This is a genomic window from Legionella parisiensis, from assembly GCF_001467945.1.
Lineage (GTDB): Bacteria > Pseudomonadota > Gammaproteobacteria > Legionellales > Legionellaceae > Legionella > Legionella parisiensis.
The window spans coordinates 140,672-164,458 of sequence record NZ_LNYQ01000012.1 but is presented as its reverse complement, the minus strand read 5'-3'; the positions used below and the strand labels follow the sequence as shown (position 1 = coordinate 164,458).

The following is a 23,787-nucleotide window of genomic DNA, read 5'->3' as shown; positions in this document are numbered from 1 at the left end:
TTCATTTTTTCCAGTTTTCATGCTTTTAGTGTTTAAAAATTAAATGCAACCGGGATTTAGCTTATCAAGACGGATTAATAGGTGGTAGTGCACTTTCATTTTCTTTTTTGTTCGTGTTATTTTTTTTCATTTGCTCAACACTACGCCATAATTCATCACCTCGCCACAAAGTTTTTTCTTTATTTTTATACAAAACTTGTGAAAGAGTTTGTACTTGTTTTTTGAAGGAGGTATCTGTTGCAAGGCGCGTTAAATCAGTTAGATTTAATATAAGGGCATCTGGCCAATGTAGTTTGGACCACGTTAACAACGCATCGCGCGCGCGTTGAGGATTTCCCTGCATACATGCTTTGTGGAGTGTATTTAATGCAGTTTTATACTGGCCTTTTCCTGCGTTTTTTTTGCTTTTTTGCAATGCCCATAAGACTAACGTGATCAACCAGGCACAGGCAAAAAGTGCGGCAATCGTCCAAGACCAAATGAATTGTGTTGGTGACCTTGATTTACTTACCTTTTTTGTTGTGGTTTGGGTTGTTACACTCTGCTTTTTAGCTACATGATCTTCGCTTGTGTTTGCTGTGGGTGTTGGGTTCGATGAAGGGGTTACTTCAAATGTTTTTCCAGGCAGAGTGGCTATTTCTTCTTTTCCTGTTTCTGTATTAAACCAGGAAAGTTTAAGTTCAGGGATCGTAATTTTTCCTGCTTTATTAAATAGATAAGTCACTTTAATCTCACTGCGGCCAATCAATTCTCCATAAGTAACTCGATTCTTATCTTTACCTTTTTCGGGATAAACATTAACACCGTCTATTTCTGCAAAATTGAGTGTGGGCAAAAGCTGGGCTGGAACGCCTACTCCCTCAAGAATGACAGTACGAATTAACGTGTTGCCTTGAGCAATAGTTTGGTCAGAATGTTCATATTGCTCCATTAATTTTACTTGTTTTGCCGGCAGCCATACTTTTCCTGAATATTCTTTAGGTATCGGTTGCACGTCGATATTTATTGGCTTGTCAGTGGCTTTAACCCGCTCAGGATTAAAATCATAAATCAAGGCAGTAAACACCGGTGGTTTTATTTTTAAGGAACCACTTTTTTGTGGAAAAATGGCATAATTTTGTTCTTCGACAAGAAAAGTCACGCCATTTTTTTGTGTCTGATAACGCTTTTCATCACCTAAAGGAACGAGTAAAGCATTTTCTACTTGAGGTCCTTGATAACTTGCGTCTAAAAGGTGTTTGGAATTATATAAGCTTACTTTGTAAGTAATTTGTTGATTTACATAGGGATTTTTTTTATTAACCCCAGTAGTCAAATAAAGACTCTGATTTTTCTGTGAACTTGTGGAATTATTGCTGGGAGCATTCTGTGAAGTTGTACCAGTAGTTACCTCAATTGTTGCAGGGTTGGTGTATTCTCTGCCAATCTTAATGGGAGGAATTGTTAATTTACCCTCTTTTTGCGGCTTTAACGTAATGGTCCATTCACTGGATGATTGTGTTTGTCCATTGATAATTGAGTAATTCATACGACGTTCGGTGCCGAGGATCATAAAATTTTTTTGTAATGGGGTCAGATCGGGAACCCCCCCGTTTTGTATATTATCTTGAGTTAAAATTAAACTGAATGAATCATCAATACTAACTTGAGAAGGATCGACTTGCACTTGTACTTCAGCACGGACTAGTGCACTGAATAAACAAAAAAAAGCAATAATTATTATTTTTTTCATTGATACCATCCGCGTTCCCTTCGTAAATGGTCACGTAAGAATTTTTCTCGCATTAATCCACCCGGATCATCTGGAATCAAACGCAACCATTGTTCTTTTGCTTGTTGTTTCTCTCGCTCTGCTTCAGATTGAGCCTCATTATTATTCTGATTATATTTTTTATTTTTCTCTTTGTTTTGCTGCTCTTTGTTTTGCTGCTCTTTGTTTTGCTGCTCTTTGTTTTGCTGCTCTTTGTTTTGCTGCTCTTTGTTTTGCTGTTCTTTGTTTTGCTGCTCTTTGTTTTGCTGTTCTTTGTTTTGCTGCTCTTTGTTTTGCTGCTCTTTGTTTTGCTGCTCTTTGTTTTGTTGCTCTTTGTTTTGATTTTTTTCTTTATCTTTCTTCAACAGTTCTTGAACTAACTTGCGATTATAAAGAGCATCCTGATTTGTAGCGTTAATTGCTAAAGCACTGTCATAGGCTTTAATTGCTTCTTCATATTGTCCCATATGGGCTAGGGCATTTCCTTGATTATAATAACCTTGCTCATTTTTTAAGTCTTGGTACAACTCAGCTGCTTTTGGGTAATCGCCTGCACGATAGGCTGCAGCAGCAGCCCAATCACTACGTGTAAATGTTTCCTTAGCTTGCTTAAATTGATTTTTTGCCATCAAGTCTCGTCCTTGTTGATCCGGTGTGAACCATAAGTCTTGCCAACTAAAGGCATGAGTGGCAAAGGATAAAAACGAGATTAACAAAAGAATAATACAACGCATCATACAATTACCCTCTGCATCCAGCCGCGGCGAAATACGGGCAAAAGTAACAACAGCGCAGGAATTAAAAACCATCGCCCTTCATCCCGCCAAAGTGGAATATCTTCATCTTTACTTAGCGCAAATTCATTGTTATTACTGGAACTTAGCCATTGATTTATGTCATTTGAATCAGAAGTGTATTTTATCAGTTGTCCCTCGCCTGCATCAGCAAAACGATTAAATAGCGGATTCGGGTTCCTATCTGCTTTGACTGGCATAATAGAGGAGTAAATACCTGATTCAGCTAATCTTTTTGCCAAGGCAATTGATGCATCGGAAGGGACGTCTGCTGTTAATACCAAAATTTGTCCCTGTTTAAAGCCCGCTTGTTTGATTAGGTTACTGGCCTCATCCAAAGCACTTTTAAGATTTTGTCCAGTTACCGGCATGATATCTGGAGTTAGTGAAGAAAGCAGAGAAGAAATAGTATGTCCATCATCTGTGAGAGGAGAGACAACAAAAGGTTCACTGGTAAAGACCACAAGACCAAACTGACCTACATCTTTGTGAGCGAATAAATCATGTAGCTTAAATTTAGCGCGGCTTAAACGATTAGGTGTTAAATCATTAGCCATCATATTGTCTGACATATCCAAAACTAAAACTCTGGGTTGTATCGGTTTATAAGTCGCTACAGGCAGCTTATACCAAACAGGGCCAGCAATACTCAAAATCATGAATAGAATGCTCAAAAACAAACAGAGCATTGAGCCCATACGCTGCCCTTGCCCCTTTTTTTGCATGAGATGACTGAGTAAATGTTGGTCACAAACTTCCGTCCAAGCATGTAATTTAGGTTTTTGACGCCAATAAGCTACGACTAATCCCAATAAAGGAAAAATCATTAAAAGCCACCAAGGTCTTAAAAAATGAAAGTCTGTAATCATAACTTTAATGCCTCCCTATTTGGCATTACTGAGCTTACTTTCAGTCTTAAATCTGCTTTTCTAACTAACCAAGAGAAACAAAGCAATAATGCAAAACCGACAAACCAGGGATAATATTCCTTTTGGGGACGGACTGTTGCTTGCTCCTGATTTATAGTTTCCAACTCGTTAATTGTTTTATAAATGGAATGTAATGTTTCAGTATCTGTAGCACGAAAATAACGACCGCCTGTCATATCAGACATTTTTTTTAGGGTTTCCTCATCCAAATCTGCTGAAGCATTTTGCATCATAAAATTCCCGACTAATGCTCTTGAATCCCCTTCAGAGCCTAAACCGATAGTGTAAATTTTAATTCCTTCTTCTTTAGCCAATTCGGCCGCTTTTAACGGAGCCAGTACGCCAGAATTATTTGCACCATCAGTTAATAAAATAAGAACTCTTCCTTTTGGAGGTACATTTCTCAAACGCTTTACAGCAAGACCTACGGCATCACCGATGGAAGTGGTTTTACCTGCAAGTCCTGCAGTGGCATCCTCAAGACGCAGGAGGATGGTATGTCGGTCATAGGTGAGTGGTGTTTGCAAGTAAGCCCGAGTACCAAAAAGGATTAAACCAATTTTGTCAGTTGAGCGATCACGTACAAATTGATCGGCCGCACCCTTTACAACACTTAAACGACTTACAGGTCGGCCATGCAGAAGCATATCAGGAATTTCCATGCTGCCAGACAAATCTAAAGCCATCATGATGTTATAACCCTCACGTTCAATAGGTTTTGGGGAACCTATCCAGCGAGGACCAGCTAAAGCAACAACTAATAATAACCATATAATGACTGGGATAAGCAGCGAATATTGTGCTGAAATAGAGCGTTTTTCTTGATCGGCTATGTCGACCATCGCAGCAAAGAAAGGTACCTTCAAGGCGGCAGGCAATTGCACTTTGGCTCTGGGCATCAAAAGCCAGAAAACTAAAGGTAAAGGAAAGAGTATTAAAACCCAAGGATTAGCTAATTCGAACATGGCACCCCCCTTTGTTTAATCCAAAGTTGTGCTGTGCTGAACAAGGGTTTGAGATCCATGGTTTCCCCTGTTTTGAAGGGCGCATCTAACAATAAATCTTTTACCAAATTAAAATCAATTCCTTTACTTGTTTCATTTAAAAAGTTAAGCCATTTTTCTCCATGCAAACTTGCAACTTGCTCTCTCGGATAATAAACAAGTGCTACTCGGCGTAACAATTCTGAAATACGGGCACTGGACTGAGTGCCGTTATGTTTTTCTTCATATTCTTTTTGATAAGTATCTAACAAAAGAAGAGCATGTTTTTTGGCCAGGGCGTTGCGATATTTCTTATAGATCCAGTAAGCTAGTATAATCACTAAAAATAAAACCAAACCCAACAGAACATACCATCCTGGAGCCAATGGCCACCAGCCAATCGGCGTGGGCAGATGAATGTCTTTTAACTGTGCCAGGGCATCAGTGTTAGCCACGGGACCTCCTGGGAAAAGTTTGACGCACTAATGGCGCTAAATCAATGTCTGCTGTAACTTGTACATACTGAATATGTAAACGTCGAAACTGCTCTTGCAGGTGTTCTATGCGTTGTTGGCAATATTGCTCGTAAGCACTGTTTACGGAGTGCAGGCTGGTATCGAGTATTATTTCTTGCTGTCCATTAGTCATAGCATATTGCTGCGGTTTGGGCGGAGAAAGTTCTACGCGATCACAAACATGGTAAGCCAGAATGTCATTGTGATAGCGTAATCGTTTTAAGTGTTTTTCGCATTCACTATCCATAGAGTAAAAGTCACTGATCAAAACCAGGATGCTTCCTGGTCTGACTACACGGCGCAAGCGTACTAATGCGTCACTGAGTAGTCTTGGTTGCGCTTCGCGTTGTACCTCTGTCTGCTCAGTATATCTGCTTAAAGAGGCGAGCAAAGGCAGTACGCCCATATCACGACTGCGCGGAGTAAATTCACTGTGATCCGTGGCTGAAAAGAATACTCCACCCACTCTGTCGCCTTCCTTGATCACTGTCCAGGCAAGAAGAGCTGCTAATCGTGCAGCAATGACGGATTTAAACGCGATACGAGTACCGAAAATCATTGAGGGATTAAAATCAGTGAGAATCACTACCGGTCTTTCTCGTTCTTCTTGATAAATTTTGACATGAGGTCTGCCGGTGCGAGCAGTAACGCGCCACTCCATATGGCGTATTTCATCACCAGCCTGATAATTTCTTACTTCGGAAAAATCCATACCACGACCACGTAATTTGGATAAATGATTGCCGGATCGTATGGCTTTACCTTCGGGGCGATAATGAACGGATTGTACATAACGTCTCAGGTCAATCAATTCATTTAATTCTGCAATAACGCCATTCACCATAAAAACCTCTTATACTTCATATGATCTGTAAATTGGGATTGAATCATCAAATTCAAGGTTGCTCTGTGTTTGGCCAGAGGTCCCAATTTACATGTTTTCTAAGGAACAGCAACCAAGCGTAATAAGGAGTCAATAAAATCATCACTATTAATCCCTTCTGCTTCAGCTTCAAAACTTAATAAAATTCGATGTCGTAACACATCATGAGCAATCACGTGAATGTCATCTGGAGTGACATAATCCCTTCCACAAAGCCAGGCATGAGCTTTAGAGCAACGATCCAAAGCAATTGTGGCACGCGGACTAGCACCAAAGCGCAACCAACGGCCCAACTCTTCACTGTATACACCAGGATTACGCGTTCCCACTACTAACTGGACCAGATAATTTTCTAATGCTTCACTCGTATGCACATTAAGTACTTGCTTACGCGCCTCAAATAATGTTTTTTGTGATAATTTTTCTGATGCAACAGGTTTAGTGGCCATAGCGGCACCTAAAGCTTCTTTGCGTGACAAAGCTAAAATATCATGTTCGATTTTAGCATCAGGATAACTAATTTTTACATACATCAAAAATCGGTCCAATTGTGCTTCGGGCAAAGGATAAGTACCTTCCTGCTCAATGGGGTTTTGTGTTGCCATTACCAAAAATAATTCGGGCAAAGGATAGGTTTTGCCTCCTATAGTAACTTGTCTTTCTGCCATTGCCTCGAGTAAAGCAGATTGTACTTTCGCTGGAGCGCGGTTAATTTCATCCGCCAAAAGTAAATGATGGAATATAGGACCTGGTTGAAATACAAAAGAACCATTTTGGGGATGGTACACATCGGTACCCGTTAAATCTCCAGGTAATAAATCAGGGGTAAACTGGATGCGATGAAAATTACCTTCAACACCATCAGACAGTTCTTTAACCGCCCGTGTTTTTGCTAATCCAGGTGCTCCTTCAACTAATAAATGGCCATCTGCAAGTAAGGCAATGAGCAAACGTGAAATTAATCCATTCTGACCTAGAATTTGCGAATTTAAGTGATGACTTAACTGTAATATTTGATGTTGCACCGGATTTCCAGTCTTATTGTCTCCTACTTGCTCCATAGTTTCTACCTTAATATAAATAACATCGAATAGAGTAAATAGCCTCAATTCATCTGTTGAGTTGAGGTTAAATAAAAAACTTATCCTAGCGTGAATTACATTTAAAGCCAAGTGCCGCAGATTATTATGCGTTTATAGTTTAATCATGATGAATAAATTACAGGCTTTGTGGGGCGCAACGTAACCCGGTTTATATAAATTTACTTATAAAATTTATTACGTTCGCCTTATCCATATTTTATTACTGTAGATAATCAGGATGAAGTTCCAAAGGCATCATGGTTTGCAGTTTTTGGTAGAGAGAGAGAATCTGTTCACAAAACACATGAAATTGCTGTTGATTTTCCCATAAATCGTAATCAGCTCCTTTAAGGAAAACCTGTTGTTTTGCCAGAGTCTTTAATAAAATGATTTCTTGCTGAGAAAATCCTAAATGGCGATTTAATTCAACCAGTTCTATGAGGTTTTTATACTCTTTGATTGGACGATGCTCATGCAAACAATAAGCTTTCAATGTCAGTTGAAAGGCTTGATACATTAATGAAGTTACTGGGGTTAAAACACTGAGCGGCTCAGTTTGTCTATATGTCCAATTGGTGATTTGCTGTAATAAATAATCAGCAGCATAGGCATGTTGTGTTGCAATATTGAGCATTTCCAAAGGCGATAAATAACGTTTGTCCATAAAGGAATTTTCCTGTTTGATGCGTTTTCTATGTCAACCTAGAAAAATCGAGCAGGTTCGTAGCTCTTGGCTTGCGTAGTAGAGCTAAAACTACTTTATCCAGGTTCAAGTATGTTAAAATTGGCACTCATTATATCCATGAATTAAATTGATGCACGCTTTTATTAACAGTTCTTTGAAAATAGGTTCTTTAACATTACCTAATCGGTTAATCCAAGGGCCTTTGGCAGGTTACAGCTGTGCACCATTCAGAACATTATTTAGTCACTATCGGTCGCCTGCGTATTCCGTCACTGAAATGAGTTCTGCAACAGATATTCTTCACAAACATACTGAGAACTCACGGTATGTTTATCGAGCGCCACAGGAACAGATCCTGGCCTATCAAATTGCAGGCACCGAATCCCATATAATGGCGCAAGCAGCACAGCAATTACAATTTTATGGTGCAGATGTTATTGATATAAATTGTGGTTGCCCCAAACCTAAGATACGTAAAAAAGGAGCGGGAAGCGCTTTGCTGGAGGCGCCGGAACAATTACTGCGCATCGTAAAGGAAGTGCGCACGGCGATTGCTATTCCTTTAACCATAAAAATTCGAATTCAAGGGAATGAAAAGGATTTTCTTTTGGCGAAAAAAATTGAAGATGCTGGCGCAGATGCGCTGATTGTGCATGGTCGACGTTGGATTGATGATTATGATGTGGCAACGGACTTACAACAAATCGCCCAAATCAAACAAAATATTTCTATTCCAGTGATTGCCAATGGAGATATTCATGATGCTCGCAGTTTACACCGAGCAATAGAAATAAGCGGTTGTGACGCTTATATGATCTCGCGTGCAGGAAGTGGTAAGCCCTGGCTCTATCAAGAGTTATTGGAACAGCGAAGTCTCCCTGTAAGCTTAACGGAAAAATGCGATCTTTTTATGACACATTTACAAGGATTAGCTGAACTTGAAGATGAATATAAGGCGGTTCTACAAAGCAAGTCCTTAGTTCGTTACTATTTTGGTAAGTTGGTCGAGGCATCGTTATTAAATCGTTTTTATCAATTGGACTCTTTAGAAGACATCCACGGTTTTTTGTGGAAATTTAAAGCAAATCACTATAGTCTTGATTGTAACGTATGAGATGCCTTAATCGATGGACAACTTTTTTTGCCCCTATCTCATCGCCATTTTCAAAACGAAGTTTGGCAAGATAATTCAAGTAAAGCTCAATGTATTCTGGAGGAATCGGATGCTGTAGACCGGTCTCCAAGATTTCCTGAGCGGAATGCAATTCATTTTGTTTTATTAAAAATCGAGCAAAGGTCAGTCGCGCTAAACAAAAATGAGGATTGTTCTTTAAGGCCTTAAGAAAATATGCTTTTGCTTTTTGGTCATCATTAAGAACTAAACTCTGCAACAAAGCCATTTGAAAATAAGAGCGAGCAAAATAAGGGTTCATTGCGATTGCCTGGTAAACCGCCTCTTTAGTTTTTTCTATCCAGTAATGGCGTGTAGACTCGGATGTTGCTTGTTGAATCAGTTGTAAGCAAGCATCTATTTTAAGGCTTTGGATTTCAACAAAAGGAAATGCTTGCAATGCATGATTACTGGTCACAAAAGCATCATTGAATTGCTGTGCTTGGATGGCGGTTTCAGTTTTCTCTATATAGTATTCGAGGATTAAAAAACGCATAAAATAACTGCTGATAACTACGAAAATTATTCCACCGCCCAAAATCCAAATCTTTTTAAAAGAGGAGGAATAAATTCTGACATAACCTTCCTTGCTAAAAAAATCATGAAGATAACCGAGGCAACAACCCATGAGGAGATTCATGGGAATTACATAAAAATTAAAATCAACAAGGCTATGACATACCAAAGCCCCTAGTGCAGCCAAACACACCATACTCTGGATGTGTGCGACTGGGTTTTCGCTTGGGTGATTTAAGTAACGTCTTAAATAAACGACTAAAGTCATTATAATTCCAAGTAGAATAATACTTCCTGGAACCCCAGTTTCAATAAGTAGTTGTAAGAAATCATTATGAGCGTATTCGAGATTAGAAGCGTCCCCAGGTAAACTAAATGCTGGATAATAATGCTTAAAATTAAAAATGCCCAACCCATACCAGGGTGTTTTATGCCATAAATGCCAAGCACCTTGCCAGATGACAAGCCGTGATTTTTCATGAGTAAGTAATGTGAGTCGATGGTGTATCGCTGGTTGGGCAAAGAGACATAATGTAGCTAAAGCCAGTGCCAAAACTCCTGCTATATAGCAAACATTTTTCCTTTTTAATTCATGACGGCATAAAATGATTTCTAATAAGGTAAAGAAAATAAAACAAAGAATGACGCCGCGGCTTAATGCCGCGAATAAGGCTAAGGTGATTATGTAGATGCTGATTAAAAGAATAATTTTCTTTATCGTTTTTTGCAATTTGGATGGGTTGGTCGCTATAAATTCCGGGTGATTCACAATAAAAAATTTTCCCACGAGTAATAAATTAACCATCATTAGAAAAGCCGCAGCAGTATTTTTGCTGGCAAAAAAACCCGTAGGCATGGCATTCCTAACGAATAACTGAATAAGCGCGTATGCCGCGCAAACCAAAGCTAATACCCAGAGCAGTTTGAGTAAATTGTTCCATAACCATTCAGAGTAGGGATTTCCATTAAATAAAACAAAGCCAAACACCCAGGCAGAGCACTGAAAAATTCCAAAAAAAGCGGTGTTAGGGACCCAGCCCAGCAAAGGTGGAAGGATTATCCAGATAAGCCAAATGATCAATAAAAGAGTTAATATAGAAAATTGAATTGTTCTTTTGCGCCAAGAAAAATTAATGGATCCAATTAGGGCAACAAGCATCACTCCATAACTAATAAGTAAAATTGAAGAGTCACCTGTTCCCTTAAATACAAAGGCTGAGAGGACAAGGACAAAAAACAGGATCCCTACTGTTTGCTGAATATTTTTAAAATCACTTAAGGAATTCAGTGGCATCCTGTAGTTCATCAGACATCACGCATCATGAATTATCCAGAAACCCATTTCCCTTTAATAAAAGGGCCATCCAAAGAGAAATCATGCCGGCTTACAGTAGTTACAGGATTCGTCCTGCCTCCCGGAGGTAGAAGAAATAGGTTCAAATAATGTTGCCACATCCAACCTGCCATTAAGCTAAATTGTCCACTATTTGTATCCCATTGATAGCTAGCGCCTAATTTTGCTTCCAGTTCAGGAACAATATGAGTGAGTTTTGCTTTTTCACTAAAAGCAGAGACATTGGGGCCGCTTAAGTTTGCTCCCGATAATTTGGCTCTGCCCTGGCCAGATAACAGAGCCATTGCACTCTGAGCAAATAACGCAAAACCGTGGTTGAGATCATGAGACATATCGACGCCAACGCGAGGCCCTGCACCCTGGAATCTAGTGTGCGTTATTGATCTTTGAAAAAGGGTTGGAGCAGGATCAGACGGGAACTGTTCATACTCAAAGTCACCCCGTTTAATCTTGGCATACACATATTGCCCGCCACCATAAAATCGAATATTTGTTTTTTTGCCGAAATGACTGGTTTGGGCAAACTCTAAATTGACGACGTCAAGATGGGTATCGAATTTTAAATTGGTGATGTTTGTAATAGGAATTGCTGCGTCTGCAAAAAAAACTGCAAGTTCATCGAAATTATCATTATCAAAATGCAGCCAATTTAAATTGAGATCATTCCCTGTATTAAAATGATAACTGCCTTCAAGTAAAAAGCCCCAACCCCACGAGGAATCAACGGAATGGAATTCATCATCACCTGCATTTAAGATTGGATTGAGCAGTGCTGAGTTGGTATTTGGTTGTAAATATAAGGCGCTAATGCCTAAGTCCCAAGCGTTGAAAGGGCAAGAAACGGTTACATGATCCGGGTTGCATAAAGGCTTTACTTCACCCATAGTACCTGCTTGAACCATATTGATGTTCAATGCACAAAGCATAAAAGTTGTTGCCATATTTTTCATAACTGATTAACTCATCCTTGTTTGTTTCATTGATTATTAAATAAATGATTTTTTTAATCAATTAGCTGAGCATAATTCGCAGTATTAACCAAGCACACTTCTCCCTCCATCCACTTTAAGTATCTGTCCGGTAATATAAGGATTTTCAGCCAAAGCTAAAATTGCCTGGGCAATGTATTCTGGGTTACCGTGTTTTTTTAGTGGAGTTTTTGCAATAATTTTTTCTTGTATTTCTGGAGTTAGGGTATTGCCATGCTCAGGCCAGATAATAGCACCTGGAGCAACTGCATTAACCCTGATTTCGGGAGCAAATTCACGTGCCAGGCTTTTTGTTTGCATTTCTAAAGCGGCTTTGCTTTGACAATAAACGGAGTACCCTTTCAGTGGTTTTTCTGCATGGGTGTCACTTACATTGACAATGGAGCCTGAGTGTTTTGCCAATAAAGGACGCGCGGCAAGACTAAGTAAGAAAGGCGCTTTAACATGAACATCAAAAAGAGCATTCCAATCCGTTTCAGCAAACGCAGTAAATTCAGTGCGGATAAAAACAGAGGCATTATTTACTAATAAATCCAAACGTCCCGTCCATTCTTGAACTTCAGTCATCATTTCAGCTGCGGCGCATGCCTCAGATAACTCCCTTTGTAGAGCAAAGGCACTGTTTGGTCGTTGCTCGTTTAAGTCGGCCGCAAGCGAATGGGCTTCCTGTAATGAATGACGGCAATGAATCACTACTTTATATCCTGCTGTATGAAGTTTTTGCACTATTGCTGCGCCTATACGGCGCGCCCCACCTGTAACTAAAGCAACTTTCACTTCTTGTTTGTTTGTTGGATTCAAGGTATGGTTCCTATTCTCGATTATTCTGGGTGAAACGAAGGCTCACGTTTTTGGCCTAAGTCCCGGGACGTAGAGCCAAGGTACTTTGCTTCGGTTTTAACCAGCTAAAAATTTAAGTAATTAAACTATGAGTATAATACAAACCTTACACGCATTACTGACCGAACGCCAGGCTATTCCCTTTGTAGAGTTCATGCAACTTGCATTGTACGCTCCGGGCGCAGGATATTACAGTTCCGGGTTGCAAAAACTAGGGAAGCAAGGTGATTTTATTACCGCTCCGGAACTCACTCCTTTATTTGGCAAAACGCTGGCGAATCAGTGTCAGCAAATATTAAAAGAGCTTGAATCTCCAGTCTTATTCGAATTTGGTGCAGGCTCAGGCGCCCTTTGTGTTGCTCTCTTAGAGCATCTGGCAGAACATAATTCTTTGCCAGAGGCCTATTACATTTTGGAAGTCAGTGCTGATTTATACCATCGTCAACACGAACTGATTGCCCAAAAAATTCCTCATTTAGCTCATTTGGTTACCTGGCTTGATCGGTGGCCGGAAACTCCTTTTAATGGGGTGGTTCTAGCAAATGAGGTGCTGGATGCTATGCCTGTACACCGGTTTATGAAAACAGAACAAGGCATTATGGAAAGTTATATCGCTTTGAATGAACAGCAACAATTAACGGAATTATTTAAACCGTGTCATAATCAGCGATTGCTCGATTATATTAATAACAGATTATCGCTGCCCAATACCCCATATCTTTCTGAAGTGAATCTGTTTATTGATGATTGGATCATGAATAACTATCACATGTTAAAACAAGGCGTGGTGTTTTTGATTGATTATGGATTCCCGCGTCACGAGTATTATCATCCCGATCGTAATCAAGGGACATTAATGTGTCATTATCAACATAGAAGTCATCCAGATCCTTTATTGTACCCAGGGGAGCAAGATATTACTGCGCATGTAGATTTTACTCATGTTGCCGAAGCGGGGCAGCAAGCTGGTTTTCATATTGCGGGATTTACAAATCAAGCCTCTTTTTTGCTTGCTAACGGTTTGCTAAGCTTAATTAATACCTTGGATAGTGAGTTGGACCAAGTACAAGCAAAACAAGCGATAAAACAGCTTACCCTCCCTAGTGAAATGGGGGAGTTATTTAAAGTAATCGCGCTGAGTAAAAATATGGAAATGTCTTTAAACGGATTTCTATTAAATGATAAACGAGTGAGTTTATGAACAGAAAAAAATACCTGACAACAGTAGAACTACAAAAAGAGTCCATGAAATTTTCTGCCGGCCACACTACTATTTTCTCTGCAACAGAAAGAGAGCCATTACATGGTCATATGTATGGGGTTTATTTGGCACTCACTACCTGGGTTGAAGAAAATGGGATGACATTTGATTATCGTTATTATAAAGAACGTATTCATAAATTATGCCGTTATTTAAATCAAACGTTCCTGATGCCGCAATTTTCTCCTTTTCTGGAATATGCTGAGGATGAAGAATATTATTACTTTACCTTTAACCACAAAAGAATTCCCTTTTTAAAAGAGGACGTGACTTTATTGCCAGTAACTAATATTACAGTTGAAGAATTATCGCGTTGGTTTGTTCATGAGCTGATTAGAGATAAAGCAGAGCTGGATCGACACCGCATTGAGAAAGTTGTGGTGAAAGTTTTTTCTGCCCCAGGTCAATCAGCCAGTCATCAATGGCAAAGAGAGAATGATTAAAAACGATCGCGATCATTCTAGGGAGCATTCCCTTTTGTCATTTTCTATAGATGCATCCGTGGAGAAAATTAAAGAGTGCGGGAATACAACGCAAGGAAGCGAGCAAAAAGGAAAGAGCACATATCAAGTCTGTATTCCCCATACACACCGCGATTTTTTTGATTATGCAGCAGAAGAAGTTATTCCTTGTATCGGGGCGCGTGTTTGGGTTCCATTTCGTAAACAAACACGCTTGGGCTTAGTAATTGGTAAAAGCGAGTCCTCATACAATGCGGCATCATTAAAAGGCATTAGCGCAGTCATTGATGATCAACCATTGATTACCCAAGAGACTTTAACTTTATGTTCGTGGATCGCAAGCTACTATCAATCGCCTTTGTCTGAAGTATTGCCCCTAGCCTTGCCTAAGAAATATCGATTGGGACAGCTTTGCCAATTACCTATGGGCGATTTTTATCAATTGGCTTTGCCCCTTGATGACGCTAAAAAGCTTATTGCTTCTCGCGCACAAAAACAACTGGAATTGGTCGAATTCTTGAGTACTCAAAAAGAACCAGTTCCCAAACATTGTTTGACGGAAAGAGGATTTAGCTCAAGCCAACTCCGTACTTTGCTTGCCGCACAAATTCTTTCTTTATCCCAACAAATGCTCCTGTCAGAACAAGCAACGTCACTATCGCCCCCCTTAGTACTTAATCCGGAGCAAGCTGTGGCTGTGGCTGCAATTACAGAGATGCTGCATCAATATCAGTGCTTTTTATTGCAAGGGGTTACAGGAAGTGGAAAAACAGAAGTATATTTACACGTTATTGCTAAGGTGCTTGAGCAACAAAAACAAGTTTTGATTCTGGTGCCTGAGATAGGATTAACCCCACAGTTAGTATCACGATTTACTGCACGTTTTAAACATCCCATTGCGGTGATTCATTCCGGATTAAATGAATCAGAAAGACAAGTTGCTTGGCAATTAGCAAAAGAAGCCAAGGTTAAAATGATCATAGGAACCCGGGCTGCAATTTTTACACCTATGCCTGACTTAGGGTTAATTGTCATTGATGAAGAACATGATCCTTCATTAAAGCAAATGGAGGGAGTGCGCTACTCAGCGCGGGATACTGCATTAATGCGTGCCCATTTAGCGAATATACCCATTATTCTCGGCTCAGCGACCCCTAGTCTGGAAAGTATGTACAACGTAAGGCAAAAGAAATACGCGTTGTTGCGTTTAACTCATAAAGCACTCTCGACAACACCGTTGCATTATCAATTAATTGATTTACGTTCACAATCGCTCCAGCATGGTTTGGCTACCCCCACCTTACAGCTAGTTAAAGAGCATTTACTTAAAAAAAATCAGGTTTTGATTTTCATTAATCGCCGAGGCTTTTCTCCTGTTCTATTATGCCACCAGTGCGGCTGGATGGTCGATTGCCGCGCATGTGACAGCCATATGACTTTGCATAAACAATTAGGACAGATGATTTGCCATCACTGTGGGTTGACCCAAAAAACTCCCGATCGATGCTACAGCTGTAACAGCAGGGAATTGATACCTGTTGGCGCAGGTACGCAACGGGTCCATGAGTTTTTAAGTGCATACTTTCCAGATACGGAGGTTGTGCGTATCGATCGTGATGCAGTGCGCAAAAAAAACTCTTTAGATGAGCATTTGGATAAAATCCATAATGGCCAGGCACAGCTAATCGTCGGCACCCAAATGTTAGCGAAAGGCCATCATTTTCCCCGACTTTCTTTAGTTGTTGTTCTGGATGCCGATGCCGGGCTTTATAATCAGGATTTTCGCGCCCTTGAACATTTAGGACAATTATTAATGCAAGTTTCAGGACGGGCAGGTCGGGCAGAGCAAGCAGGTCAGGTTGTGATTCAAACCCACGTGCCTAGCCATCCGTTACTGAATTTATTGATTCAGCAAGGATACGATCAATTCGCCGATGCTTTATTAACTACACGCCAAAAAGCCCAACTGCCTCCTTTTCACTACCTGGCTGTAATTAGGGCCCAAGGGAAAGTAGCTGGAAGTGTATTAAGGTTTTTACATGCAGCCAAAGAGCAAGTCGTGGCACACTCCATTACGGTAATGGGGCCAGCGCCTGCTCCTATGCCTCGGAAAGCCAATCAGCATCGCATGCAACTGTTACTTAAGTCCTCGTCAAGAAAAACTCTTAAAAACACTTTAACACAATTGCGTGAGTGGTTCGTGGGGAATAAATTAGGGAATGGGGTGCGTTGGAATATTGATGTAGATCCTATGGACTTATCATGAAGGAGATAGAGAAGTGACTGACTCGAAGATTGAGATACATAAAAAGGTTTTTTCCATCGCCTGGGGTGATATGGATGCACTGGGGCATGTGAATAACGCGCGCTATTTTGATTATTTTCAGGAAGCGCGTATTGAATGGTTAAGACAGCTCAATATCAACATGACAGAAAAGACCGGACCTGTAGTGATTCAAGTTGCATGTACTTTTTTAAAACCGGTAATTTATCCAGCGACAATGACTTTGTGTTCAAAAATCCACAGCTTAGGAAACTCCAGCATGATAATGGATCATGATCTGTATCAGGATGAAGTGATGATGGCACAAGGAAATTGTAAAATTGTATGGGTGGATTACACGCAAAATAAATCGGTACCTTTACCCCAGGAGATACGCAGACTTTTTAACGTAGAATTGTAGTCTGGGTGAAGCGCAGCACAAGCTGGGTTTCGCTGCACTTCCCCCACTACAAGGGATATTAAACAGCAATTGGTGCTTTGATTGCTGGATGAGATTGATAATTCAGGAATTCAAAATCATCATATACATATTCAAATAACGATTGCGGATTTCGCTTGATATTTAAAGTAGCCAAGGGCAATGGCTCTCTGTCTAATTGAGTGCGCGCCTGTTCCAAATGGTTTAGATACAAATGGCAATCTCCACCAGTCCAGATAAAATCACCTACATTGAGATTACATTGCTGAGCAACCATGTGGGTAAGTAGCGAATAAGATGCAATGTTAAAGGGTACGCCCAAAAATACATCAGCAGAGCGTTGATATAACTGACAAGAAAGAGTTTTATTGGCTACATAAAATTGGAACAAGGCATGACAGGGCATTAAAGCCATTTGATCGAGTTCTCCAACATTCCAGGCGCTGACCAGTAAGCGGCGGGAGTCAGGATTGGTTTTAATTTGTTGGATGATGTCACTGAGTTGATCAATGGTACGGCCGTCAGCGGTGGGCCAACTTCGCCATTGTTTTCCATAAATCGGCCCTAGATCACCATTACTATCAGCCCATTCATCCCATATACTAACTCCGTTTTCATTTAAATAGGCGATATTGGTATCCCCTTGTAAAAACCAGAGTAATTCATGCACGATACTGCGCATATGTAATTTTTTGGTAGTAACTAAAGGAAACCCTTGGCATAAATCAAAGCGCATTTGATAGCCAAAAACCGATAAAGTCCCTGTGCCTGTTCGGTCTGTTTTTTGGGCACCGTGTTGTAAAATATGTTCTAACAAGTTTAAATAAGTTTTCATCGTTTAGCCCACCATAACCAGAATCCCAGCAAGAGCATGGGTATAGATAAAATTTGTCCCATAGTCAACCATCCAAAGGCAATATAGCCCAATTGCGGATCAGGTTGTCGGAAAAACTCAGCAATAATACGACATACTGCATACCCCATTAAAAAAACTGCGGATACCCGACCAACTGGACGAGATTTGCGTGCATAAATCCAAACAAGAAGAAATAACCCGACTCCTTCCATACCAAATTCATAAAGCTCTGAAGGATGGCGGGGTTGATTGTCAACGTGCCCATAGACCATACCCCAGGGCATGTCAGTAACCCGTCCCCATAGCTCACCGTTAATAAAGTTACCGATACGTCCAGCACCTAAGCCTATGGGAACCAGTGGTGCAATAAAATCTCCTATTTCCAAAAATGATTTTTTACTTTTGAGAGAAAAGAACCACAGCGCAAGAGCGACACCAAGTAAGCCGCCATGAAAAGACATGCCGCCTTGCCAGATTTTAAATAATGACAAGGGATCATGGAGTAACTCAGGGAAATTATAAAAAAGCATATAGCCGACGCGGCCACCAATAATGACACCTAGGGCTGCATAAAAGATTAAATCACTGATTTGTTCCGAGGTCCAATCCAATTGGTAGTGTTTTGCACGCCAATGACCAAGAAGCCAACCACTCACAATGCCAATCAGATACATTAATCCGTACCAATGAACTTGTAATGGACCTATTGAAAATGCAACAGGATTTATATAAGGAAAGGTGAGCATATCTTTTCTAAGTTCCTTTTTTATCTATGTGTGCGTTTCCATAACTTAAGAGAGCGAAAGCATGGATGAACCGTAGCCTGGGTGCAGTACTGCGGCGTAACTTGGGGTTAACTGAGTTTGAAGCCCTGTGGTTTTGCTGCATTGAATCTAGGCTGTATCTATATTGATCCATCAGATTTCTATTCATAAAGATTTTCCAGCCCTGATAAGACTGCCCAATCCTTCTTCCTCTAGGGCTTTTTGTAAATGAAAACGTATTTGGGCAGGGTGTTCAAACTCCAGGACTTCGGCAAGAATTTTACGGGCAGTTGCAATAGCAAAATTACGAATAACCCATTTCACTCGCGGTAAACTCGAAGAGTTCATGCTTAAGGTGTCAAAGCCCATGGCAATTAACAAAATAACAGCTAAAGGATCACTGGCCATTTCCCCGCATATACTCACTTCTACCCCCGCTGCATGGCCTCCTTCAACTACTTTTAGCAAAACACGCAACATGGCAGGATGCATGGCGTCATAAAGGCCTGCAACTCGTGCGTTATTCCTATCTACAGCCAGAAAATATTGGGTCAAGTCATTGCTGCCTACAGAGATAAAATCAACACGTTTGGCGATTTCACGTGCTAAATAAGCCGCTGCAGGGACTTCGATCATGACGCCTAACTTTGGTTTTTCAATAGCGCAACCTTCTTCTAATAATTCACTGTATGCTTGATCAATAAGATAGGAAGCCTCTTCGACTTCACTTAAATTGGTGACCATAGGTAGCATAATTCGCAAATTATTCAACTCTTCGCTTGCACGCATCATTGCACGGATTTGCATCAAGAATACATCAGGATGATCCAGAGTGACACGAATTCCTCGCCATCCCAAATAGGGGTTATCTTCTGCAACAGGAAAATAGGGCAGCACTTTATCACCACCAATATCAAGAGTTCGCATGGTTACAGGATGTGGGGCAAAGGCTTTTAGTGTTTGTCGATAAATAATCGTTTGTTCATCTTCTGAAGGGAAATGATCACGACTCATAAAAGGGACTTCTGAGCGATACAAGCCAACACCTTCTGCACCGACACTCATGGATAAGCCTGCATCCATAGCTAACCCAGTGTTCACTTGTAAAGAAACCCTATAGTTATCAACAGTTTCTGCAGGTTTATCTCGTAAACTAACCAGGCTTTGGTTCAATGCCTGTTCTTCTTGTTCTAGAAGCTTGAATTCTGCGAGCACTGATTTTGATGGGGAAATATAAACTTGCCCATAATATCCATCAACAATAATGGCACGGCGGGAAATTAAATCTAATTTTAAGCCGCGAACGCCCATAACTGTAGGAACACCCAACGCACGTGCTAAAATGGCAACATGCGAGTTATTGGAACCTTTGGCTGAAATAACTCCAGCCAGGCATCCTTCTGGAACTTCTGCTAATGCGGCAGCGGTTACTTCTTCTCCAACTAAAACCGTTCTTTTGGGATAAACAATTTCTTCTTGTTGTGACCATTGTAATGCTGCTAAAACACGACGTCCCAAATCACGAAAATCACTGGCTCGTTCACGGAGATATGAATCTTCCATATTTTCAAATTGCGCGATGTGTTTTTTGATGACTGTTGCTAAAGCGGCTTGCGCTCCAATTTTTTCTTTACGAATTACCTGCTCTACTTCAACACCCAAACTGTCTTTATCAAGAATGCGTAAATACACATCAAACAGTGCATGCTCATCTTCCGCAACAACGGATTTCATACGTCTGCTTAAGCGGTGCATGTCATCTCTAGTGGATTCTAGTGCCTCATAAAAAGCATTTATTTCCTCATCCAAAGTCTCTACAGGATTTTGTGGAACTGCATCAATATCTGCTTGAGGATATACAACCACAGCTGTACCTATTCCAATACCTGGAACAGAACCGATTCCTGCCAGAGCAGTAGTCCCTGCGTCAACTTTTTTGGTAACGCCAATAGGTTTGGGTTGAGTTAATTCAGCCAGCTCTCCTGTTGCTTCTGCATGAGCGATAATTCCGCCAAGTTGGGCAGCTAAGGTAATTAAAAAAGATTCTTCTGTATCATCAAAGTAACGTTGCTCTGTTTGCTGAACAATGAGAACGCCATAGATCTTTCGATGCTGAATAATAGGGACACCTAAAAACGCTTTAAAACGCTCTTCTCCCAGCAAGGGATTATGATAAAAATCGGGATGGGCGGGAGCATCTTCTAGATTAATAGGCTCTTCGCGTCGGCCGACAAGACCTACTAGACCACTATCAAATGAAATACGAACTCGGAATCGTGCTTGCTTGTTTAAACCTTCGGTTGCAATAAGGACATATTCAGCATGTTTGGTATCGATGAGGTAAACGGAAGCGGCCTCTGCATTAATGGCTTTATTAATTTGGTGCACCAGAATGCCAAGTGCTTCAGAGAGCTGCTTGGCTGCAGTGACTTCTTGAACGATCCGTTTAAGTACTTTGAGCATCTACGCTTATATTACCTCTTTTTTCGTTTAATACCGTAAGGTGTACGACGATTTTTTTTCAATAAAGGTTCCAGCTCTTTTAACGCTTGCATATAAACTTGCCGTTTAAAGAAGATAACCTGTCCTTCTGGCTCATGAAAATCAACCCAACGCCAGCTGTCAAACTCTGGAGAATCACTCAGATCCAGTTTAACTTTTTGCTCGCTGGTAATGAGCTTTAATAAAAACCATTTTTGTTTTTGTCCTATTACTAAAGGTTCACTGCCATGACGGAGATATTGTTTGGGGAGTCTGTATTTAAGCCAGCGTTTGGTAGAGCCAATAACTTCTACATCTTCCTTATTCAATCCTACTTCCTCATGCAATTCCCGAAACATTGCTTCTAACGATGTTTCACCGGCAGCTAAGCCGCCTTGCGGAAATTGCCAAGCATCATGACCAGTTCTTCTACCCCAAAAAACTCTATTTTGTGCGTTGACTAGGACAATACCTACATTCAACCGATAACCGGCACGATCAATTACCATGATGTCACTGTTTAGATTAAACTTCTAATAACTTGATTTTTCCATAAACAGCGAGACCTTGGCAATTAAATCCGTAATTATTATTGAAAAAAGATAACTACTCAATAAAAACTGACTTATATTCCTTTTCTAGACCTTATCTGCAGCATCGTGACGCCTGTTCTCATACAATAAAACTAATACACTATTTCAAATCATTTAGTTATATAATTGAGAAAATATTCTAAATTTATAATCTTATGAAAAAGAGAATTTTAATTATTAATACTGGTGGCACCATCAGTTGTATTAAAACAGAAAATGGTTATGAGCCTGCTGCAGGTTATGTGGAAGCTGCGTTGCAACAAATACCCCTGCTCAAACATAGAGACATGCCTGAGTATTTGGTCAAAGAATACAGTCCTTTGCTTGACTCATCCAATATGACTGTATACGACTGGAACCGAATAGCAAGGGATATAGCGGATGATTATGCGCATTTTGATGGCTTTGTCGTTTTTCACGGTACTGATACCATGGCATATACGGCATCGGCTTTGTCCTTTATGCTGGAAAATTTAAGTAAACCAGTAATTATTACAGGTTCCCAAATTCCTTTATCGGAAGTACGAAATGATGCAATAGATAATGTGGTCACTTCATTATGGCTTTGTGCAAATCAGCCCATACATGAGGTATGCATTTACTTTAATCAACATTTATTACGTGGTAATCGTACACAAAAGATCAGCTCGCAAGGATTCAAAGCTTTTGATTCGCCGAATTATCCACGTTTAGCAGCAATAGGAATAGATATTAAGGTACAGAAAAACCTTTTGCTCAAACGCTCGCGGAAGTCATTTCACTTACAAACGATTGAACCTCAGTTTATTGCCAATTTTAGGCTATTCCCGGGGTTTGCTACGGACGTTTTAGCTTATATTTTAAACCAGCCCTTATGTGGTTTGATATTAGAGACATATGGTGCAGGCAATGCGCAAAATAATGATCCTCGCTTTTTAAAGTTGCTTAAAGATGCGTGCGCACGCGGTGTGATCATTATTAACTGTACTCAATGCCAACAGGGTGGGGTGGAAATGAGTCAATATGCCACGGGGCATTCCTTAAAAAAAGCAGGATTGATTAGCGGGCATGACATGACCCCTGAAGCTGCACATTGCAAATTACTGTATTTGCTCAGCAAACGGTTAGACATTTCCGAAATAAAAAGACTAATGGAAACTGATCTTTGTGGGGAGTTGACTGCGTAATCGGATGTTTTGAAACCTGCATACGCAACGGAACCCGGATTGAAAATTTTAATCGAGTTTCGAATTCCGGGTTTTGATGAGAAATACAAAGTTTTAAACGCTTAACATCGACTTATCTTCCTCAGTCTTTTCCTTTTCTGAAGATGGACATCTTTCTTTAATTTCCTCAAGCGCATTGTCCATAGCGACTTTTAATCGCCCTCTACTGGGCTTTATGGTAGGTGCTTTAACTCGAGCCACTGCAATCAAGGTTACTTGTACGGGTATTGAGTCAATGGGTTTTGATTCTTCACAAATCCCGGCATTCTCTCTTTGGATAGCATCTATTGCTTCAAGAACAAAAGTCTTGCGCAACTCTTTATAATTAGGCTTTTCCTTATCTAAACCGTCTAGTTTTTCCTTGCATTTGAGAATATGTTTCATCAGGCACTCTTCTTTTTTACCCCTGATTTCTATTGCTGTAGAGTGACTTATGGTATTGGAAACGGTTTCGTATATTTTAGCAAGCATGCCTTCTCCAGGAGGACAAATAATGTGCTCACCCAGGTAATAAACTGCATGGGCGCAAAGTAAGTTAAACGGGTCATCATCATCAGCTATATCGATAAAGTTAAATGGTCGCTCATTAAGAGAACGAAAAAATCTGTCTAGGCTGGAATTAAGTTCACTTAAGGTGTCATTCAAACCACCTCTTTTCCATGATTTTTTTGCACGCAAAAGCTCTACCGCATTGTCTATTTTACTGATCTGCTCTTTTATCGTCGCTAAATTATTTTTATCTGTGTCCTCACTTGCAAAATCTGCAATGCATTTTTGCAGGGTACGGCTTAAACCTCTTTGTTGTTCGGAGTGCTTCGTATCACGAAAATATCCATAAAACATTCCGTTATCATCAGCAATCGAATCTTCTATTGATTTATTCAAAACGCGATCTATAAGTGCTTTAAATGCTCTCACTAATATTGATGACATAGCTCTACTCCTTGAACTGTAATTTAGTTATCATACCCCT

22 protein-coding genes are annotated in these 23,787 nt (G+C 40.3%); 6 read left to right on the top strand and 16 right to left on the bottom strand.

What is annotated here, in order from left to right:
- Positions 1-64 precede the first annotated feature (64 nt).
- From Lpar_RS03400 to Lpar_RS03365, 8 genes are all read right to left on the bottom strand, one after another.
- Positions 65-1,732: a BatD family protein gene (locus Lpar_RS03400; RefSeq protein WP_058517059.1), complete on the bottom strand. Its 1,668-nt coding sequence runs from the start codon at positions 1,730-1,732 to the stop codon at positions 65-67.
- Positions 1,729-2,487 (bottom strand): tetratricopeptide repeat protein, encoded by a 759-nt coding sequence (locus Lpar_RS03395; protein ID WP_058516592.1) that lies wholly within the window; start codon positions 2,485-2,487, stop codon positions 1,729-1,731. The genes Lpar_RS03400 and Lpar_RS03395 overlap by 4 nt, the downstream gene beginning before the upstream one ends.
- Entirely contained in the window at positions 2,484-3,413 is a 930-nt protein-coding gene (locus Lpar_RS03390; RefSeq protein WP_058516591.1) for a VWA domain-containing protein, read from the bottom strand. The genes Lpar_RS03395 and Lpar_RS03390 overlap by 4 nt, the downstream gene beginning before the upstream one ends.
- A complete protein-coding gene (locus Lpar_RS03385) occupies positions 3,410-4,438 on the bottom strand; it encodes a vWA domain-containing protein (protein WP_058516590.1) in 1,029 nt (342 codons plus the stop codon). The genes Lpar_RS03390 and Lpar_RS03385 overlap by 4 nt, the downstream gene beginning before the upstream one ends.
- A complete protein-coding gene (locus Lpar_RS03380) occupies positions 4,426-4,911 on the bottom strand; it encodes a DUF4381 domain-containing protein (protein ID WP_058516589.1) in 486 nt (161 codons plus the stop codon). Before Lpar_RS03380 ends, Lpar_RS03385 begins: the two co-directional genes overlap by 13 nt.
- Positions 4,904-5,815 (bottom strand): DUF58 domain-containing protein, encoded by a 912-nt coding sequence (locus Lpar_RS03375; RefSeq protein ID WP_058516588.1) that lies wholly within the window; start codon positions 5,813-5,815, stop codon positions 4,904-4,906. Before Lpar_RS03375 ends, Lpar_RS03380 begins: the two co-directional genes overlap by 8 nt.
- Before the next feature lie 98 nt (positions 5,816-5,913).
- The gene (locus tag Lpar_RS03370) at positions 5,914-6,915 is read right to left on the bottom strand and encodes an AAA family ATPase (protein WP_058516587.1); all 1,002 of its coding nucleotides are present in this window, start codon (positions 6,913-6,915) and stop codon (positions 5,914-5,916) included.
- A gap of 241 nt (positions 6,916-7,156) precedes the next feature.
- Positions 7,157-7,600 carry a hypothetical protein gene (locus Lpar_RS03365; RefSeq protein ID WP_058516586.1) on the bottom strand — a complete coding sequence of 148 codons (444 nt, stop codon included), beginning with the start codon at positions 7,598-7,600 and terminating at the stop codon, positions 7,157-7,159.
- Between the two features lie 151 nt (positions 7,601-7,751).
- Here Lpar_RS03365 and Lpar_RS03360 point away from each other — a divergent pair, with 151 nt between their 5' ends.
- Positions 7,752-8,735 (top strand): tRNA dihydrouridine synthase, encoded by a 984-nt coding sequence (locus Lpar_RS03360; protein WP_058516585.1) that lies wholly within the window; start codon positions 7,752-7,754, stop codon positions 8,733-8,735.
- On the opposite strand, the gene Lpar_RS03355 is transcribed toward Lpar_RS03360, so the two are convergent.
- The 3 genes from Lpar_RS03355 to Lpar_RS03345 form a co-directional block, all read right to left on the bottom strand.
- Positions 8,698-10,602, bottom strand: coding sequence for an O-antigen ligase family protein (locus tag Lpar_RS03355; RefSeq protein WP_237759337.1), 1,905 nt, complete (start codon positions 10,600-10,602; stop codon positions 8,698-8,700). The genes Lpar_RS03360 and Lpar_RS03355 overlap by 38 nt on opposite strands.
- 32 nt (positions 10,603-10,634) lie before the next feature.
- Positions 10,635-11,612, bottom strand: coding sequence for an Lpg1974 family pore-forming outer membrane protein (locus tag Lpar_RS03350; RefSeq protein WP_058516584.1), 978 nt, complete (start codon positions 11,610-11,612; stop codon positions 10,635-10,637).
- Positions 11,613-11,696: 84 nt separating this feature from the next.
- Entirely contained in the window at positions 11,697-12,452 is a 756-nt protein-coding gene (locus Lpar_RS03345; RefSeq protein WP_058516583.1) for a pteridine reductase, read from the bottom strand.
- 127 nt (positions 12,453-12,579) lie between these two features.
- Here Lpar_RS03345 and Lpar_RS03340 point away from each other — a divergent pair, with 127 nt between their 5' ends.
- Genes Lpar_RS03340 through Lpar_RS03325 form a run of 4 tightly spaced genes read left to right on the top strand, consistent with a single transcriptional unit; the run spans position 12,580 to position 16,897 of the window.
- Entirely contained in the window at positions 12,580-13,692 is a 1,113-nt protein-coding gene (locus tag Lpar_RS03340; protein ID WP_058516582.1) for a class I SAM-dependent methyltransferase, read from the top strand.
- Entirely contained in the window at positions 13,689-14,195 is a 507-nt protein-coding gene (locus Lpar_RS03335) for a 6-pyruvoyl trahydropterin synthase family protein (protein ID WP_058516581.1), read from the top strand. The genes Lpar_RS03340 and Lpar_RS03335 overlap by 4 nt, the downstream gene beginning before the upstream one ends.
- On the top strand, positions 14,188-16,479 hold the full coding sequence (locus tag Lpar_RS03330) for a primosomal protein N' (RefSeq protein WP_058516580.1): 2,292 nt from the start codon (positions 14,188-14,190) through the stop codon (positions 16,477-16,479). Before Lpar_RS03335 ends, Lpar_RS03330 begins: the two co-directional genes overlap by 8 nt.
- A gap of 13 nt (positions 16,480-16,492) precedes the next feature.
- A complete protein-coding gene (locus Lpar_RS03325) occupies positions 16,493-16,897 on the top strand; it encodes an acyl-CoA thioesterase (RefSeq protein ID WP_058516579.1) in 405 nt (134 codons plus the stop codon).
- 58 nt (positions 16,898-16,955) lie between these two features.
- Here the strand turns inward: Lpar_RS03325 and thyA are convergent, their stop codons facing one another.
- The 4 genes from thyA to Lpar_RS03305 all read right to left on the bottom strand — a co-directional run bounded on the left by thyA (position 16,956) and on the right by Lpar_RS03305 (position 21,525).
- The gene (gene thyA / locus Lpar_RS03320) at positions 16,956-17,750 is read right to left on the bottom strand and encodes a thymidylate synthase (RefSeq protein WP_058516578.1); all 795 of its coding nucleotides are present in this window, start codon (positions 17,748-17,750) and stop codon (positions 16,956-16,958) included.
- A complete protein-coding gene (gene lgt / locus Lpar_RS03315; RefSeq protein WP_058516577.1) occupies positions 17,747-18,517 on the bottom strand; it encodes a prolipoprotein diacylglyceryl transferase in 771 nt (256 codons plus the stop codon). The genes thyA and lgt overlap by 4 nt, the downstream gene beginning before the upstream one ends.
- 183 nt (positions 18,518-18,700) lie before the next feature.
- Positions 18,701-20,998, bottom strand: a complete 2,298-nt coding sequence (gene ptsP / locus Lpar_RS03310) for a phosphoenolpyruvate--protein phosphotransferase (protein WP_058516576.1) — start codon at positions 20,996-20,998, stop codon at positions 18,701-18,703.
- Positions 20,999-21,009: 11 nt separating this feature from the next.
- Positions 21,010-21,525, bottom strand: a complete 516-nt coding sequence (locus tag Lpar_RS03305) for an RNA pyrophosphohydrolase (RefSeq protein ID WP_058516575.1) — start codon at positions 21,523-21,525, stop codon at positions 21,010-21,012.
- Positions 21,526-21,764: 239 nt separating this feature from the next.
- Here Lpar_RS03305 and ansA point away from each other — a divergent pair, with 239 nt between their 5' ends.
- Positions 21,765-22,775 (top strand): asparaginase, encoded by a 1,011-nt coding sequence (gene ansA, locus Lpar_RS03300; RefSeq protein WP_058516574.1) that lies wholly within the window; start codon positions 21,765-21,767, stop codon positions 22,773-22,775.
- 93 nt (positions 22,776-22,868) lie between these two features.
- On the opposite strand, the gene Lpar_RS03295 is transcribed toward ansA, so the two are convergent.
- Positions 22,869-23,747: a hypothetical protein gene (locus Lpar_RS03295; protein ID WP_058516573.1), complete on the bottom strand. Its 879-nt coding sequence runs from the start codon at positions 23,745-23,747 to the stop codon at positions 22,869-22,871.
- Positions 23,748-23,787 lie beyond the last annotated feature (40 nt).

Coding starts and splice junctions, on each gene's coding strand:
- Lpar_RS03350 (WP_058516584.1), bottom strand. CDS start 11,612: ATGAAAAATATGGCAACAACTTTTATGCTTTGTGCATTGAACATCAAT.
- Lpar_RS03375 (WP_058516588.1), bottom strand. CDS start 5,815: ATGGTGAATGGCGTTATTGCAGAATTAAATGAATTGATTGACCTGAGA.
- Lpar_RS03365 (WP_058516586.1), bottom strand. CDS start 7,600: ATGGACAAACGTTATTTATCGCCTTTGGAAATGCTCAATATTGCAACA.
- Lpar_RS03340 (WP_058516582.1), top strand. CDS start 12,580: ATGAGTATAATACAAACCTTACACGCATTACTGACCGAACGCCAGGCT.
- Lpar_RS03385 (WP_058516590.1), bottom strand. CDS start 4,438: ATGTTCGAATTAGCTAATCCTTGGGTTTTAATACTCTTTCCTTTACCT.
- Lpar_RS03305 (WP_058516575.1), bottom strand. CDS start 21,525: ATGGTAATTGATCGTGCCGGTTATCGGTTGAATGTAGGTATTGTCCTA.
- Lpar_RS03370 (WP_058516587.1), bottom strand. CDS start 6,915: ATGGAGCAAGTAGGAGACAATAAGACTGGAAATCCGGTGCAACATCAA.
- Lpar_RS03360 (WP_058516585.1), top strand. CDS start 7,752: ATGCACGCTTTTATTAACAGTTCTTTGAAAATAGGTTCTTTAACATTA.
- lgt (WP_058516577.1), bottom strand. CDS start 18,517: ATGCTCACCTTTCCTTATATAAATCCTGTTGCATTTTCAATAGGTCCA.
- Lpar_RS03295 (WP_058516573.1), bottom strand. CDS start 23,747: ATGTCATCAATATTAGTGAGAGCATTTAAAGCACTTATAGATCGCGTT.
- Lpar_RS03330 (WP_058516580.1), top strand. CDS start 14,188: ATGATTAAAAACGATCGCGATCATTCTAGGGAGCATTCCCTTTTGTCA.
- ptsP (WP_058516576.1), bottom strand. CDS start 20,998: ATGCTCAAAGTACTTAAACGGATCGTTCAAGAAGTCACTGCAGCCAAG.
- Lpar_RS03355 (WP_237759337.1), bottom strand. CDS start 10,602: ATGCCACTGAATTCCTTAAGTGATTTTAAAAATATTCAGCAAACAGTA.
- Lpar_RS03390 (WP_058516591.1), bottom strand. CDS start 3,413: ATGATTACAGACTTTCATTTTTTAAGACCTTGGTGGCTTTTAATGATT.
- Lpar_RS03395 (WP_058516592.1), bottom strand. CDS start 2,487: ATGATGCGTTGTATTATTCTTTTGTTAATCTCGTTTTTATCCTTTGCC.
- thyA (WP_058516578.1), bottom strand. CDS start 17,750: ATGAAAACTTATTTAAACTTGTTAGAACATATTTTACAACACGGTGCC.
- ansA (WP_058516574.1), top strand. CDS start 21,765: ATGAAAAAGAGAATTTTAATTATTAATACTGGTGGCACCATCAGTTGT.
- Lpar_RS03400 (WP_058517059.1), bottom strand. CDS start 1,732: ATGAAAAAAATAATAATTATTGCTTTTTTTTGTTTATTCAGTGCACTA.
- Lpar_RS03335 (WP_058516581.1), top strand. CDS start 13,689: ATGAACAGAAAAAAATACCTGACAACAGTAGAACTACAAAAAGAGTCC.